General features: G+C 73.9%; 16 protein-coding genes. 11 read left to right on the top strand and 5 right to left on the bottom strand.

Annotated features, from left to right (window positions below):
* Positions 1-171: 171 nt before the first annotated feature.
* The 3 genes from AB0E91_RS27035 to AB0E91_RS27025 all read left to right on the top strand — a co-directional run bounded on the left by AB0E91_RS27035 (position 172) and on the right by AB0E91_RS27025 (position 3,683).
* Positions 172-849: a class II aldolase/adducin family protein gene (locus AB0E91_RS27035; protein WP_361787108.1), complete on the top strand. Its 678-nt coding sequence runs from the start codon at positions 172-174 to the stop codon at positions 847-849.
* Positions 850-905: 56 nt separating this feature from the next.
* Positions 906-2,039, top strand: coding sequence for an alpha/beta fold hydrolase (locus AB0E91_RS27030; protein WP_361787105.1), 1,134 nt, complete (start codon positions 906-908; stop codon positions 2,037-2,039).
* 237 nt (positions 2,040-2,276) lie between these two features.
* The gene (locus tag AB0E91_RS27025) at positions 2,277-3,683 is read left to right on the top strand and encodes a hypothetical protein (protein ID WP_361787103.1); all 1,407 of its coding nucleotides are present in this window, start codon (positions 2,277-2,279) and stop codon (positions 3,681-3,683) included.
* Positions 3,684-3,722: 39 nt separating this feature from the next.
* Here AB0E91_RS27025 and AB0E91_RS27020 read toward each other — a convergent pair whose 3' ends face one another.
* Positions 3,723-4,133 (bottom strand): VOC family protein, encoded by a 411-nt coding sequence (locus AB0E91_RS27020; RefSeq protein ID WP_361787100.1) that lies wholly within the window; start codon positions 4,131-4,133, stop codon positions 3,723-3,725.
* A 117-nt stretch (positions 4,134-4,250) separates the two neighbouring features.
* Positions 4,251-5,141 (bottom strand): neutral zinc metallopeptidase, encoded by an 891-nt coding sequence (locus AB0E91_RS27015; RefSeq protein WP_361787097.1) that lies wholly within the window; start codon positions 5,139-5,141, stop codon positions 4,251-4,253.
* Between the two features lie 270 nt (positions 5,142-5,411).
* Between AB0E91_RS27015 and abc-f the strand changes: the two genes are divergently transcribed.
* From abc-f to AB0E91_RS27000, 3 genes are all read left to right on the top strand, one after another.
* Complete coding sequence (gene abc-f, locus AB0E91_RS27010) at positions 5,412-7,010, top strand: ribosomal protection-like ABC-F family protein (RefSeq protein ID WP_361787094.1); 1,599 nt, start codon at positions 5,412-5,414, stop codon at positions 7,008-7,010.
* A gap of 323 nt (positions 7,011-7,333) precedes the next feature.
* A complete protein-coding gene (locus AB0E91_RS27005; protein WP_010355597.1) occupies positions 7,334-7,555 on the top strand; it encodes a helix-turn-helix domain-containing protein in 222 nt (73 codons plus the stop codon).
* Between the two features lie 129 nt (positions 7,556-7,684).
* On the top strand, positions 7,685-8,488 hold the full coding sequence (locus tag AB0E91_RS27000; RefSeq protein WP_361787091.1) for an enoyl-CoA hydratase/isomerase family protein: 804 nt from the start codon (positions 7,685-7,687) through the stop codon (positions 8,486-8,488).
* A 17-nt stretch (positions 8,489-8,505) separates the two neighbouring features.
* On the opposite strand, the gene AB0E91_RS26995 is transcribed toward AB0E91_RS27000, so the two are convergent.
* Positions 8,506-9,258, bottom strand: coding sequence for a nucleopolyhedrovirus P10 family protein (locus tag AB0E91_RS26995; protein ID WP_361787088.1), 753 nt, complete (start codon positions 9,256-9,258; stop codon positions 8,506-8,508).
* 87 nt (positions 9,259-9,345) lie between these two features.
* On the opposite strand from AB0E91_RS26995, the gene AB0E91_RS26990 reads away from it, so the two are divergent.
* From AB0E91_RS26990 to amaP, 5 genes are all read left to right on the top strand, one after another.
* Positions 9,346-9,822 (top strand): Asp23/Gls24 family envelope stress response protein, encoded by a 477-nt coding sequence (locus AB0E91_RS26990; RefSeq protein WP_361787085.1) that lies wholly within the window; start codon positions 9,346-9,348, stop codon positions 9,820-9,822.
* Between the two features lie 67 nt (positions 9,823-9,889).
* Positions 9,890-10,084, top strand: a complete 195-nt coding sequence (locus AB0E91_RS26985) for a hypothetical protein (protein WP_361787082.1) — start codon at positions 9,890-9,892, stop codon at positions 10,082-10,084.
* 5 nt (positions 10,085-10,089) lie between these two features.
* Positions 10,090-10,500, top strand: coding sequence for a hypothetical protein (locus AB0E91_RS26980; protein ID WP_361787079.1), 411 nt, complete (start codon positions 10,090-10,092; stop codon positions 10,498-10,500).
* Positions 10,497-11,111, top strand: coding sequence for a DUF6286 domain-containing protein (locus AB0E91_RS26975; protein ID WP_361787077.1), 615 nt, complete (start codon positions 10,497-10,499; stop codon positions 11,109-11,111). Before AB0E91_RS26980 ends, AB0E91_RS26975 begins: the two co-directional genes overlap by 4 nt.
* A gap of 5 nt (positions 11,112-11,116) precedes the next feature.
* Entirely contained in the window at positions 11,117-11,698 is a 582-nt protein-coding gene (gene amaP / locus AB0E91_RS26970) for an alkaline shock response membrane anchor protein AmaP (protein WP_361787074.1), read from the top strand.
* Positions 11,699-11,755: 57 nt separating this feature from the next.
* Here amaP and AB0E91_RS26965 read toward each other — a convergent pair whose 3' ends face one another.
* Positions 11,756-12,511 carry an SDR family oxidoreductase gene (locus AB0E91_RS26965; protein ID WP_361787071.1) on the bottom strand — a complete coding sequence of 252 codons (756 nt, stop codon included), beginning with the start codon at positions 12,509-12,511 and terminating at the stop codon, positions 11,756-11,758.
* A 5-nt stretch (positions 12,512-12,516) separates the two neighbouring features.
* Positions 12,517-14,310, bottom strand: a complete 1,794-nt coding sequence (locus AB0E91_RS26960; protein ID WP_361787068.1) for a glycoside hydrolase family 15 protein — start codon at positions 14,308-14,310, stop codon at positions 12,517-12,519.
* Positions 14,311-14,323: the final 13 nt, after the last annotated feature.

Below are 14,323 nucleotides of genomic sequence, written 5' to 3'. Positions count from 1 at the left end.
CGTCGTCGTCCGGTCGGTCGGCGGAGGCCCAATTCAAGGGGTGGGGCGGGAGGGGGAGGGTGATTTGCGGTGTTGTGTCATGATTTTCGTTCGATCGGACGTACGGGACGGCCGGTCCCGGAGTCGCGGGAGTGCTGCCCGTCATCGGCGCCCGGCTGGCAGGATCGGCGCATGGACCGGCAGCGGGGTGACACGGGACGGATCGGCGCGGCGGAGGCCGAGGCGTGGGCGGAGGTGGTCGCCACCGCGCGGCGCACGGCCGCCGAGGGCCTGGTCGTCGGCACCTCGGGGAACGTCTCCGCACGCGTCGGCGACACGGTGCTGGTCACCCCCACGGGCGTGCCCTACGACCAACTCGGCCCCGACGACATCACCGGCGTCGCCCCGACCGGCCGCCAGGTGCTCGGCACGCTGAGACCGACCAGCGAACTCCCCCTGCACCTCGCGGTCTACGGCGCCACCGACGCCCGCGCCGTCGTCCACACCCACGCCGTGCACGCCACCGCCGTCTCCACGCTGGTCCCCGAGCTGCCCCCGATCCACTACATGACCTGCGCCCTCGGCGGCCCCGTACGGGTCGCCCCCTATGCCGCCTACGGCACCCCCGAACTCGCCGCCCACGCCGTCGCCGCCCTGATCGACCGCACCGGCTGCCTCCTGCGCAACCACGGCACCCTCACCTACGGCGCCACCCTCGCCGAGGCCTACGACCGCACGGCCCAGCTGGAGTGGATGTGCCGGCTCTGGCTCACCGCGTCCTCGGTGCCGGGCCACACCCCGTCCCTGCTGACGGAGGCGGAACTGGCCGAGGTGACGGATCGCCTGCAGGGGTACGGGCAGCGGGGCTGACCGGTCCCGGCCCGCTTCCACTGGCCGCCCCCGCCCCGCCCCCCGACACTGGAGCCGTGCGTACAGTCAAAGTGTCCGCTGCCGTCGTCGGTGCCGTCGTCGCGGCGGGGGCCGTGTCCCTGGCCGTGGGGCGGTATGCGAGCGGGGCCGCGCTCAAGGCGCCCGCGGGGCGGCCGCTGCCGACCGAGCCGCGGCTCACCGTGCACGCCACGCAGGCCGGGCGGATCACGCTCACCCGGGATCTGGCCTCGCTGCGGCGGGGGACCTACGGGATCACGGGCCATGGCACACACGCGGTCGTCGGACCCGTGCTGGACTCGGCCGAGCACACCGCCGACACGGTCGTACGCCGCCTCGAACGCGTCACCCACGGCACCCTCACCCCCGGCGAGGCGGTACGGCTGACCCCGAACGTCCACCTGGGAGACCCGCGGACCGCGCTCGGCCTGGACTTCGCCGACGTCGAGGTGCCCGGCGAGAACGGCCTGCTGCCCGCCTGGTTCGTGCCCGGACAGCGGGACACCTGGGTGATCGCCGTGCACGGACTCGGCGCCACCCGCGAGCAGTCGCTGAACGTGCTGCGCGCCCTGCACGCGCTGCGCCTTCCGGTGCTCGCGCTGTCCTACCGGGGCGACCCTGGAGCGCCCGCCCCGCCCGACGGCATCAACCACCTCGGGGAGACCGAGTGGCGCGACGTGGACGCCGCGATCCGCTGGGCCGTGGGCCACGGCGCCGAGCGGGTCGTCCTGCTCGGCTGGTCCACCGGCGCCACCATGGCCCTGCGCGCCGCCCAGCACTCCCCGCTGGCCGACCGCGTCGCCGGGCTGATCCTCGACTCGCCCGTCCTCGACTGGGAGTCCACGCTGCGCGCCCTCGCCCGCGCCCGCCACCTCCCGCGCCCCCTGCTGCCGCTCGCCGTGCGCGCCGCGCAGGGCCGGGCCGGACTGCGCCCCGGCCGCGCCGCCGGAGCGGCCGGTTCGGGCCCGCCCGAGGTCCCGGCGCCCACCCTGATCATCCACGGCCCCGGCGACACCGTCGCCCCCTGGCTGCACTCCCGCCGCCTGGCCGACCGCAGACCCGACCTGGTCGCCCTGCACACCGTCCCCGGCGCCCCGCACGCCGCGATGTGGAACGCCGACCCGGAGGAGTACGAGGAGCGGCTGCGCCGGTTCCTGGTTCCGCTGATGTGAGCGTCCGCGTTCCGCTGATGTGAGCGCCCGCCTTCCGTCGGCGTGAACTCTGCCGACGGCCCCTCAACGAGCCGGAATCCCCGGTTCCGTACCGCTTCGTCCCCCGTCGGAGGCCCCCGCGCCCATGGCCTGATCCTGACTCCGCGCCCCTCCTCCGACCTGGTGCGTTGGCCTTCTCCGTAGCCGCCCGTGACATCCCGTTTGGGTTTTCGGACCGTCAACCGGAAGACTGCACCCGTGACGTCCCGTATCCCGCGCGACTCCAGGCTCCGACTCGTCCGACCGCGACCCCTGGCCGCCGCCCCCACAGCTGTGAACCAGCGGCGCCCGCGCCGCGCCGCACCCCGGCCCCCGGAGGGCACTCCGGCCCCCGCCGAACTGGCCAGAATGGCACGCACCGGCCTGGCAGGCCCGGTCCGCGTCGCACGCTGGGCCGACGCCGCCCTCGGCCCCGGCAGCGACGCCGCCACCGCCGACGGCAAGGCCACCCTCTCCGACGCGACCGCCGCCCGCGCGGCCGCCGACCTCGGCCTCTCCACCCGTCAGATCCGCGCCGACTGGGACACCGCCCGCCTCGCCGGACTCGTCGAGGTGCACGGCGACAGCGCCCGCCCCGGCTGGCGCCTGCGCGCCTGGGACCGCGACGACAGCGCCGTACTGCGCGGCTGGGTCGCCCTCTTCGACGCCTGGTCGCTCGCCTGCCCCGAACCGGCGGACCACGAACCGGCCGCCGTCGCCGAGGTCGTCTCGGCCATGCCCCAGGTGCTCTCCTTCCTCCAGCTCTCCGCCGGACCCGTGCCCGTCGAGCAGCTGCTCGACCTGCTGGAGCAGCGCGTCACCGAACTGCGCACCGAGCGCTGCGAGGTCTCCTACGCCCCCGGCGTCCCCGCACCGCTCGCCGCCCCGGACGACGCGCCCGTTGACGCCCCCCTCGCCCCCCTCCTCGACTGGGCCGTCCAGGCGCTGGCCTCCGTCGGCGCCCTGACCCACGGCGACGGCCACGCGACCCTCACCCCCCTCGGCAGCTGGGCCGTCTGGGTCAAGCTGGAGCAGATCTGCGTGGCCGCCCAGAGCCCCGCCGGGAACATCGAGCAGTCCGCCGAGGACATGCTGCGCGGCTGCGCCCAGCTCCGCCCCAACGCGGCCCGCGCCGAGTACCGCGCCTGGCTCGCCGCCCGCCCCGTCGGCGGTGCCGTCGGCCAGCTCATCGAGGCCGCCCGGGGTGAGGACGCCCTGCTGCGCGGACTCGCCTTCGAGGCGCTGCGCGTCGTCGGCGCCCCCGCCGAGCCGGACGTGCACGCGGTCGTCGAGGAGCCCGCGCTGCGGCCGTACGCCCTGCTGTGGCTGGCCGAGCACGACGGCGTGGACCCCGAGGACGCGCACGAGGTGCTCACCCGCGAGGAGGCCACCTGGCTCTGGGTCGACACCGCCGCGGCCGTCGCCGACCACGGTGAGACGGAGATGCTGGTACGGCACCTGGAGGCATCCGTGCAGCCGACCGTCCCCGCCCTGCTGGAGGAGGTGCGCGCCGTCGGCCACCCCCGCACCGTGCAGGTACTGGTCGCGCTGGCCGCCGCGCACCCCGACCCCGCCCTCGCCAAGGCCGTACGCCGCGCCGCCTTCCAGGTGCACACGGGCGGTTAGCGGGGGCCCACGCGGTCGGCGGCTCAGGGGCTCAACGGCTCAGAGCGCGATCGCCGGGGCGTACGTCCCGAAGCTCCAGACGTTGCCCTCGGCGTCCCGCGCCATGTAGTCCCGCGAGCCGTAGTCCTGGTCCGTCGGGGGCATCAGGATCTCCACGCCGTGCTCCACGGCCCGCTGGTGGTGGGCGTCCACGTCGTCCACGACGATGTACACCCCCGCGGGCCCGGCGTCCTTCATCACCGAGTCGAAGAGGCCGCCGCGTCCCTTGGAGCCGAGCATCACCGCGCCGTTGCCCTGGGCCAGCTCGGCGTGGAGCACCATGCCGTCCTCCGACTCGTACACCGTCAGCTCGGTGAAGCCGAGGGCCTCCGTCAGCTGTCCGATCGCGGCCTTCGCGTCCGCGTAGAGCACCGTCGGGTAGACACTCGGCCGTCCGTCCGCTGCCGTCATGGCGATTCACTCCCTTGTGCGCCGGGTACCTCCGGACGTCCTGCCCGGATCTGTGGTGACTCGCCGCTCAGTGTGACACCCGCCACTGACAACGCCTGGGCCGTTTCCCCGCCCCCGTCAGCCGAAGGTGTCGCACCGGGACGGGTCGCCCGTGCTGTACCCCTGGTCGAACCACTGCTGGCGCTGGAGCGAGGAGCCGTGCGTCCAGGTCTCCGGGGTCACCCGGCCCTGGAACTCCTGCTGGATGCGGTCGTCGCCCACGGCCGCCGCCGCGTTCAGCCCGTCCTTGATGTCCTCCGGGGTCAGGCTGGTGATCAGCGGCCGCCCGGTCGCCGGGTCCGGCGTCGTCGTCGCGTGGTGGGCCCACACCCCGGCGTAGCAGTCGGCCTGGAGCTCCGTGCGCACCGAGTTGCTGTTCTCGCCGGTCAGCCCGTCCTGGGTGCGGCCGAGGGTGCCCTCCAGGTCCTGCACGTGGTGGCCGTACTCGTGCGCGACGACGTACGCCTGCGCGAACGGGCCCCCGCTCGCCCCGAACTTCGTCCGCAGCTCGTCGAAGAAGCCCAGGTCCAGATAGACCTTGCGGTCACCGGGGCAGTAGAACGGCCCCACCGCCGCGGTCGCCGCCCCGCAGGCCGTGCGGATCTGGCCGGTGAAGAGCACGGTCGGCGCCGGGGTGTAGGTCTGTCCCCGGCCGCGGAACTCCTGCGACCAGTAGTCCTGCACGCTGTTGACCACCGCCACCATCCGGCAGTCGGTCCGCGTGTTCGCGTCCCTGCCGGTACGGCAGGACTCCTGGACGTCACCGAGCGACGACGGCTGCGACGCCGCCTGGTCACCGCCGGACGACAGCCCCAGCTGGTCCGGCCCCACCCCCAGGAACAGCGCCAGCAACAGGGCGATCAGCCCCCCGATGCCACCCCCGATGGTCATCCGGCCACCAGGAATCCGGCTCCCGCGCGCGTCCTGCACCTCGGACGTGTCGAGATTCGCGTCATCGTCGAACTGCACCGGCCCCTCGCCTCCCGTCCCGGCGCCACCCTCGTCCGACGCCCTGCCGCCATCCTTACCCGTCCACCCCTCGACGACCACCGCGACCCCTGTGGGGCCCACCCCTCGGCCCCAGGCCCCCGCCAACCCCCGGAGGGTCCACGTCCGGAAAACCCCTTGCCCGCCCCCGTTAGAATTGCCCGCATGGCCTTTCTCCTCGCGCATTAGACGGCGGGAACGCCCTCAGCAGACCGTCCGACGATCCCGTCCCGTACGCCCAGGAGCCTGTCCGTGATCTCCGCCTCCGGTATCGAGCTGCGCGCCGGTGCCCGCATCCTCATCGAGAACGCCAGCTTCCGTGTCGCCAAGGGCGACCGCATCGGTCTGGTCGGCCGTAACGGCGCCGGCAAGACCACCCTCACCAAGTGCCTGGCCGGCGAGGGCATCCCGGCCGCCGGTCAGATCACCCGCTCCGGCGAGGTCGGCTATCTGCCGCAGGACCCCCGCACCGGCGACCTCGACGTGCTCGCCCGCGACCGCATCCTCTCCGCGCGCGGCCTCGACGTACTGATCCGCAAGATGCGCGAGAACGAGCAGCGCATCGCCAACGGCTCGGGCGCCACCCGCGAGAAGGCGCTCAAGCAGTACGAGCGCCAGGAGACGGAGTTCCTCACCAAGGGCGGGTACGCCGCCGAGGCCGAGGCCGCGACCATCGCCGCCGCGCTCAACCTGCCCGACCGCGTGCTCGGCCAGCCCCTGCACACCCTCTCCGGCGGTCAGCGCCGCCGTGTCGAGCTGGCCCGCATCCTCTTCTCGGACGCCGACACCCTGCTCCTCGACGAGCCCACCAACCACCTCGACGCCGACTCGATCGCCTGGCTGCGCGACTACCTCAAGACCTACCGCGGCGGCTTCATCGTGATCTCCCACGACGTCGACCTGGTCGAGACGGTCGTCAACAAGGTGTTCTACCTGGACGCCAACCGCGCCCAGATCGACGTCTACAACATGGGCTGGAAGCTCTACCAGCAGCAGCGCGAGGCCGACGAGAAGCGCCGCAAGCGCGAGCGGCAGAACGCCGAGAAGAAGGCCGCCGCCCTGCACTCGCAGGCCGACAAGATGCGCGCCAAGGCCACCAAGACGGTCGCCGCGCAGAACATGGCCAAGCGCGCCGACAAGCTGCTCTCCGGCCTGGAGGCGGTCCGCCAGTCCGACAAGGTCGCCAAGCTCCGCTTCCCCGAGCCCGCCCCCTGCGGCAAGACCCCGCTGATGGCGGAGGGCCTGTCGAAGTCGTACGGCTCGCTGGAGATCTTCACCGACGTCGACCTGGCCATCGACAAGGGCTCCCGCGTCGTCATCCTCGGCCTCAACGGCGCCGGCAAGACGACCCTGCTGCGCCTCCTCGGCGGCGCGGAGCAGCCCGACACCGGCGAGGTCGTCCCCGGCCACGGCCTCAAGCTCGGCTACTACGCCCAGGAGCACGAGACCCTGGACCCCGAGCGCACGGTCCTGGAGAACATGCGCTCGGCCGCGCCGGACCTGGACCTGGTCGAGGTCCGCAAGACGCTCGGCTCGTTCCTCTTCTCCGGCGACGACGTGGACAAGCCCGCCGGGGTCCTCTCCGGCGGCGAGAAGACCCGCCTCGCCCTCGCCACCCTGGTCGTCTCCTCGGCCAACGTGCTGCTCCTGGACGAGCCCACCAACAACCTCGACCCCGCCAGCCGCGAGGAGATCCTCGGCGCCCTGCGCACCTACAAGGGCGCCGTCGTCCTGGTCACCCACGACGAGGGCGCCGTCGAGGCGCTCCAGCCGGAGCGGATCATCCTGCTCCCGGACGGCGTCGAGGACCTCTGGGGCTCCGACTACGCGGACCTCGTCGCCCTGGCGTGATCCACCGGGGATGGATCATTCGGCCGATCCGTGATCCCTCATCTGTGTGAGATCTCCTCGTACCGAGGTGTGTCGTACACGGATTTCGCGGCCGGTCCCTCCATGGCGGAGGGGCCGGCCGCTTCGCGTCTGTGACCTGGTGCTTCACCCGAAGAACGCGCCGAAGGTCCGTGCACCCGGCCGTGGAATCAAGGACTCCGCATGTGGGGATGTGCTCCTGTCGTCACAACCTTGTCTCACGGACCTTGCCGAATGGGTGGCCATCCCGCCCCGGAGGGGTGATCATGAGAAGACCAGAGCGCACTTCCCATGAGGAGGCACGGGTGGCCGAGACTCTGAAGAAGGGCAGCCGGGTGACCGGCGCCGCGCGCGACAAGCTCGCGGCAGACCTGAAGAAGAAGTACGACTCCGGTGCGAGCATCCGGGCGCTGGCCGAGGAGACCGGCCGCTCGTATGGCTTCGTACACCGGATGCTCAGCGAGTCGGGCGTCACGCTGCGTGGGCGTGGCGGAGCGACCCGGGGCAAGAAGGCCGCGACGTCCTGACTCCGGGCGGCCCATCGGCTTCGATGGTGGCCACCCGGTCGGTCGTGTGATCGCCCGGGTGGTTACTGTGCAGTCACTTCGCGGTGCCGTACGGCACCGCGTGCTGACCGCACCCATCGGAGGCGCCCCATGGCTTCGCCCGACAAGGACCTCGTTCCTGTACTCGACAAGGACGGCGTACGGCTCACCGTCGACGACGCGCTCGCCACGGTGACGCTGACCAACCCGGCCAAGCGCAACGCGCAGAGCCCCGCCATGTGGCGGGCGCTGGCCGAGGCGGGGAAGCTGCTGCCGGGCACCGTGCGTGTCGTCGTGCTGCGCGGCGAGGGCCAGTCCTTCTCCGCCGGGCTCGACCGACGCATGTTCACCCCGGAGGGGATCGAGGGCGAGCCGACCTTCATCGATCTCGCGCGCCGTGACGACGCCGGGATCGACGCGACCATCGCCGAGTACCAGGAGGCTTTCACCTGGTGGCGACGGAACGACCTCGTGTCCATCGCCGCTGTCCAGGGCCATGCGATCGGGGCCGGATTCCAGCTCGCGCTCGCCTGCGACCTGCGCATCGTCGCGGACGACGTGCAGTTCGCCATGCGGGAGACGAGCCTGGGCCTGGTGCCCGACCTGACGGGCACCCACCCGCTGGTCGGCCTGGTCGGGTACGCCCGCGCCCTGGAGATCTGCGCGACGGGCCGCTTCGTGCACGCCGAGGAGGCGGTCGTCTCCGGGCTGGCCAACGCGGCGGTCCCGGCCGCCGAACTCGACGCGGCGACCGCCGACCTGGCCGCCGCGCTCCTGGCCGCGCCCCGTGACGCCGTGGTGGAGACCAAGGCCCTGCTGCGCGGCGCCCCCGAGCGCACCTACGACGACCAGCGCACGGCCGAACGTGCCGCCCAGACCCGCCGCCTGCGCGACCTGGCGGGCATCGGCGACTGAGCACCCAGCCGTTCACGTCACGTGACGGGCCCCGACTCCGCCTCCGGCTCCTCCACCGCCGTCACCAGCACCGCCACCGTCGGACGGTCCTCCAGCGCGTCCCGCACCGCCGTGCGGACCGCGCGGGCCACCTCGACGGTGCGGTGGACGGGGTCGGCGGCCAGCTCCACGCACACATGGCGGCGCGGGAGCGACGCGGGCACGGCGGGCCGTTCCGTACGGACCACCCCGCAGCGGTCCCCGAGCACGGCCGTCAGCCGGGTCACCCCGGGGACCGCCCGCGCGGCGGTGGCCACCAGATAGCCGTCGGGGTCCTTGGCCTCGGCGGCCGACGGCGGACCGGGTGCGGGGCTCGGCTCGGGCCCCGCGTCGGCCGGGCCCAGCAGATCCGTCACCCGCAGGTCCACCTCCGTGACCGCGAGCCCGAGACGCTCGGTCGCGGCATCCGTCAGGGCCGTCCGCAGCAGCTCCGCCGTCACCGGCAGCGGCCGCTCGGTGGTCGCCGCGAAGTCCGCCGTCACCCGCAGGGCCCCCGGCGGCAGCGCGCTCGGCGGCGGCGGTACGACCGGTTCCCCGGCGTCCGCCGGATCGGCGAGCCCGATCCTGAGCCCGCCGAGGCGTACCCCCGGCACCTCGTCCCTGGCCGCGCTCCCCAGCACCGCCCCGGCCGCCTGCTCCGAGATCCACGCGCCGTCCCGGCCGCCGCCGAGCGGCAACAGTCTGCCCACGCCCAGCCGTTGCCGTACCGCCTGTGTCCACTCCGACGTCATTCCTCCAGCCTGCCGTATACCTGGCGCGCATTCGCGCAGCCGTGCTTACGGTGGGCGGGGAACCACGACCGAAAGGGACCTACGGCGATGACCGAGACGACGACGAGCCCCGGCGGAGACAACGAGTCGCAGGTGTCCACCCGCAAGACCACGCGGCGCGGCGGCGGTGACCCGGCGGCCCGTGGCCGTACCACCATCGCGGACGGCGTGGTGGAGAAGATCGCCGGAATGGCCGCACGCGACGTGGTCGGTGTGCACGCCATGGGCAGCGGGCTCGCCCGTACCTTCGGTGCCGCGCGCGACCGGCTGCCCGGTGGCTCCAAGGCCGTGACCCGAGGGGTGAAGGCCGAGGTCGGCGAGGTGCAGACCGCGCTCGACCTGGAGATCGTCGTGGAGTACGGCTACTCCATCGGCGACGTCGCCCGCGCGGTGCGGGAGAACGTGGTCGCCGCCGTGGAACGCATGACCTCGCTGGAGGTCGTGGAGGTCAACATCGCCGTCAGCGACGTCAAGCTCCCCGACGAGGAGGACGAGGAGGAGCCGGCCCAGCCGCGTATTCAGTGAGACGCGCGTATTCACCGGGCCGTAGGGGGAATCCGGCTTACAGGGGCCTGACGAACTGAGGAGCGCTATGAGCATGGCCGTGGCCGGCATGATCGCCGGCTTGGCGCTGGGATTCGCCGGGTACTTCGGCGGATTCGGGGCCTTCCTGCTGGTGGCGGCGCTCGGGGCCGTCGGGTTCGTCGTCGGCCGCGTGCTGGACGGCGACCTGGAACCGGGCGACTTCTTCCGCGCCCGCGACGGCCGGCGCGACCGGCGGCGGTGAGCGCCGTGAGCGCGACGGCGGCCGGCCGCCCGGCCGCGGAGCCCACCCCGGTGGCCGAGCGCGGCGCCACCAGGATCGCGGACAAGGTCGTCGCGAAGATCGCCGCGCAGGCGGCCCGCGAGGCGATCGCCCCGCTGCCGCCGGGCGCCGCCCGGCCGCACGCCACGGTCGCCGTCCGCCCGCACGGCTCCGGCGCCGCGCGCGGCGAGGACGGCCCGGTCGGCACGGCACGCGTGCGGGTCTCGCTCGAACTCGCCTACCCGGCCGACATCGGCGCCCGCTGCGCCGCCGTACGCCGCCGGGTCATCGAACGGGTGAATTCGCTGGTCGACATGACGGTGCCCGAGGTGGTCGTCCAGGTCGAGCGGCTGCATCACGTGGCCGCGCCCGGTGACGCGCACGGGAGGACGTCATGAGCGAGCACACCACCCACCGCCTGCCCGTCCTCGACCCCGGCGAGCAGCCCACACCCCCGCCCGAGCAGGGCAGCGGCCGCTTCTGGTCCGCGCGCCGCGTCCCGGCCGCCCTCGTCGCCCTGTGCCTGCTCGGCGGCGCGGGCCTGCTGCTGTACGACGTGGCCGCCGTGCGCGCCGGGCACCCCGCGATGTACTGGCGCCGCGAACTGGCCCGGCAACTCGCCGAGCAGCGGGTCGACGCGATCCCGGTGCTGGCGGGCGCGGCCTTCGTCGCCGCCGTCGGACTCTGGCTGCTCCTCCTCGCGCTCACGCCCGGACTGCGCCGCCTGCTGCCCATGAGCCGCCCGCACCCCGACGTGCGTGCCGCGCTGCGCCGCGAGGCCGCCGCCGTGCTGCTGCGCGACCGCGCCATGGACATCTCCGGCGTCCGCGAGGCCCGTGTGCGCGTCGGCCGCGGAAAGGCGGACGTGAAGGTGGTCTCGCACTTCCGCGAACCGGACGAGGTCCGCGCGGACCTGGACACCACGCTCGGCGGCGCGGTCCGCGAGCTGGGGCTGAGCCGCCCGCCGAAGCTGTCGGTACGGGTCCGCAGGCCCGGACGGAAGGGGTGAGCGCGATGCGCACCGGCACGGTCAACCGGGTCCTGCTCGCCGTGGCGGGCCTGCTGCTGCTCGCCCTCGGCGGGGTGGTCCTCGCCGCCGGACTCGGCGCGCCCTTCCCGCGCTGGTGGATCCACACGAGCACGCACGACGTACTGCTCAGCCGGGCCGAGCGCACCGGCTTCCGGGACACCGGCTGGTGGTGGCCCGCCCTCATCGCGGGCCTGGCGATCCTGTTCCTGATCGGCGTGTGGTGGCTGGTGTCGGCACTGCGCCGGCACCGCGTGGCCGAGGTCCGGGTCGACACCGGCGACGGCGGCACCGCGCGGCTGCGCGGCTCGGCCCTGGAGAACGCCCTCTCCCGGGACGCCTCGGGCCAGGAGGGCATGGCCCAGAGCGACGTCCTGCTGACCGGTCGCCGGGGCGCCCCCGCCGTACGGGCGTGGTTCCGGCTGGAGCCGGACATGCCCCCCGGCGCCGCGCTCGCGGAGTTCACCTCCGGCCCCCTGGCCCGCGCCCGGGACTCGGCGGGCCTGGCGGCGCTGCCCGCCGAGGTCCGGCTGCGGGTGATCAGGCACCGCGCCGGACGCGTCACCTGACGCCCGGGACAAGGGAGTTGACTCCCCGCGAGAACCGCGCGGGGAATTGACGGCGTGTCAGAACCCGCGCCGCATCCCCCCGTCCACCGGCACCATCACGCCCGTCACATAGGACGCCGCCGGGGACAGCAGGAAGGCGGCCACCCGGCCGAACTCCTCCGGGGTGCCGTAACGGCGCACGGGGATACGGGACTCGGCGGCCCTCCGGGTCGCCTCGGGGTCGGCGGACAGACTGTCCAGCTCACGCACCCGGTCGGTGTCGATACGGCCCGGCAGCAGCCCGAGGACCCGGATGCCGCGCGGGCCCAGCTCGTCCGCGAGGGACTTCGCGAACCCGGCGAGCCCGGGGCGCAGCCCGTTGGAGACGGTCAGCCCCGGGATCGGCTCGTGCACCGAGCCGGACAGCACGAAGCCGATGACCCCGCCCGGCTCCAGCTCGGCCGCCGCCGCGCGGGCCAGGCGCACCGCGCCCAGGAACACCGACTCGAAGGCGTCCCGCCACTGCTCGTCGGTCACGTCCGCCACGAAGCCGGGCGGCGGACCGCCCACGCTCACGAGGATGCCGTCGAAGCCCCCGAAGTGCTCACGGGCGGCCGCGATCAGCCGCTGCGGCGCCTCCGGATCGGCGTTGCCGACGGCCACGCCCACCGCGTTCGGGCCCAGCTCGGCGGCCGCGTCGGCCACCCGCTTCTCGTCCCGCCCGCTGACGACCACCTTCGCCCCGTCGGCGACCAGCTGCCGCGCGGCGGCGTTGCCGAGCCCCCGCGAGGCCCCGGTCACGATGTACACCCGGTCCTTCAGTCCAAGATCCATGGCCCCTATCCTGCCCCCTCGCCTCCGTAGAGCGTGCGGGCGGTGTTCACCAGGGCGATGTGGCTGAACGCCTGCGGGTAGTTGCCGAGCTGGCGGCCGTCCGCCGGGTCGTACTCCTCGGCCAGCAGCCCCACGTCGTTGGACAGGTCGACAAGGCGCGCGAAGAGATCCTTGGCCTCCTCGGTGCGGCCGGTCAGGTGCAGGGCGTCGGCCAGCCAGAACGAGCAGGCCAGGAAGGCGCCCTCGCCCTCGGGCAGCCCGTCCACCACCGGGCCCCCGGGGTCCTCGGTGTCGTAGCGGCGCACGAAGCCGTCCTGGCCGAGCCCCGCGCGGATCGCGTCCACGGTGCCGATCACCCGGGGGTCGTCCGGCGGCAGGAAGCCCACGCGCGGGATCAGCAGCAGCGCGGCGTCCAGGGTGCGCGAGCCGTAGTACTGGGTGAAGGTGTTGCGCTCCGGGTCGTACGCCTTCGCGCACACCTCCCGGTGGATGTCGTCCCGCAGCTCCCGCCAGCCCGTGAGGTCGCCTTCGAGACCGGGGTGCTCCTCCAGGGTGCGTACGGCGCGGTCGACGGCCACCCACACCATCACCTTGGAGTGCGTGAACTGCCGGCGGCCCCCGCGCACCTCCCACAGCCCCTCGTCCGGCTGCCGCCACTCCGAGCGCAGGAACTCGATCAGCGCGCGCTGGAGGGACCACATGTGCGGCCGGGGCGACAGACCAGACCGGTGTGCGAGCCACAGGGAGTCCATCACCTCGCCGTACACGTCCAGCTGGAGCTGGTCCACGGCGCTGTTGCCGATCCGGACCGGCGCCGAGCGCGCGAACCCGGCGAGCCAGGGCAGCTCGCTCTCCGGCAGCCGCCGCTCGCCCGCGACCCCGTACATGATCTGGAGGTCCTCGGGGCTGCCCGCGACCGCCCGGAGCAGCCAGTCACGCCACGCCTCGGCCTCCTCGTGGTACCCCGCCGCGAGCAGCGTGCCGAGGGTCAGGGTGGAGTCGCGCAGCCAGCAGTAGCGGTAGTCCCAGTTGCGCACTCCGCCGAGCTTCTCCGGGAGCGAGGTGGTCGCGGCGGCCACGATCCCGCCGGTCGGGCGGTAGGTGAGCGCCTTGAGGGTGATCAGCGAGCGGACCACGGCGTCGCGGTACGGCCCCTCGTACCGGCAGCGCCCCGCCCAGCTCCGCCAGTCGCGCACGCTGGACTCCAGCGCCTCGAACGGGTTGATCAGCCGGGGGCGCGGCTCGTGCGAGGGGTGCCAGGTGAGCACGAACGCCACCCGCTCGCCCTCCCCGACGGTGAACTCCGAGTGCGTGCCGAAGTCCTGCCCCCAGGTGCGCACCGGCGGCTCGGTGCGCAGCCACGTGGAGTCGGGCCCCGCCACGGCCACCCGGTGCCCGTCCGAGCGCCGCATCCACGGCACGATCGAGCCGTGGTCGAAGCGCAGCCGCAGGGTGCTGTGCACGGTGACCCGCCCGCTGACGCCCTCCACGATCCGTACGACGTCGGGCATCCTGGCGCGCTGCGGCATCAGGTCGGTGACGCGCACGGTCCCGTCGGGGGTGTCCCACTCGGTGTCCAGGACGAGGGTGTCGGGCCGGTAGGCGCGCCGGGTGCACAGGTGCGCGCCCTTCGGGGCGATCCGCCAGTGGCCGTTGTCGTCGTCGCCGAGGAGCCGGGCGAAGCAGGCGCCGGAGTCGAAGCGGGGAAGACACAGCCAGTCGATCGAGCCGTCCAGGCCGACCAGGGCCGCGGTCTGCTCGTCCCCGATGAGGGCGTAGTCCTCGATGCGCGCGTTCACGGGAAGCGCGTTC

The organism is Streptomyces sp. NPDC026659 (assembly GCF_040638245.1).
Taxonomy (GTDB): Bacteria; Actinomycetota; Actinomycetes; order Streptomycetales; family Streptomycetaceae; genus Streptomyces.
This window is presented reverse-complemented; position numbering and strand designations above follow the sequence as displayed.

Bases quoted from the DNA above. Each gene is read 5' to 3' on its own strand.
- AB0E91_RS27035 (WP_361787108.1), top strand. From the start codon at position 172: ATGGACCGGCAGCGGGGTGACACGGGACGGATCGGCGCGGCGGAGGCC.
- AB0E91_RS26965 (WP_361787071.1), bottom strand. From the start codon at position 12,511: ATGGATCTTGGACTGAAGGACCGGGTGTACATCGTGACCGGGGCCTCG.
- AB0E91_RS26975 (WP_361787077.1), top strand. From the start codon at position 10,497: ATGAGCGAGCACACCACCCACCGCCTGCCCGTCCTCGACCCCGGCGAG.
- AB0E91_RS27020 (WP_361787100.1), bottom strand. From the start codon at position 4,133: ATGACGGCAGCGGACGGACGGCCGAGTGTCTACCCGACGGTGCTCTAC.
- AB0E91_RS26985 (WP_361787082.1), top strand. From the start codon at position 9,890: ATGAGCATGGCCGTGGCCGGCATGATCGCCGGCTTGGCGCTGGGATTC.
- AB0E91_RS26990 (WP_361787085.1), top strand. From the start codon at position 9,346: ATGACCGAGACGACGACGAGCCCCGGCGGAGACAACGAGTCGCAGGTG.
- AB0E91_RS27000 (WP_361787091.1), top strand. From the start codon at position 7,685: ATGGCTTCGCCCGACAAGGACCTCGTTCCTGTACTCGACAAGGACGGC.
- AB0E91_RS26995 (WP_361787088.1), bottom strand. From the start codon at position 9,258: ATGACGTCGGAGTGGACACAGGCGGTACGGCAACGGCTGGGCGTGGGC.
- amaP (WP_361787074.1), top strand. From the start codon at position 11,117: ATGCGCACCGGCACGGTCAACCGGGTCCTGCTCGCCGTGGCGGGCCTG.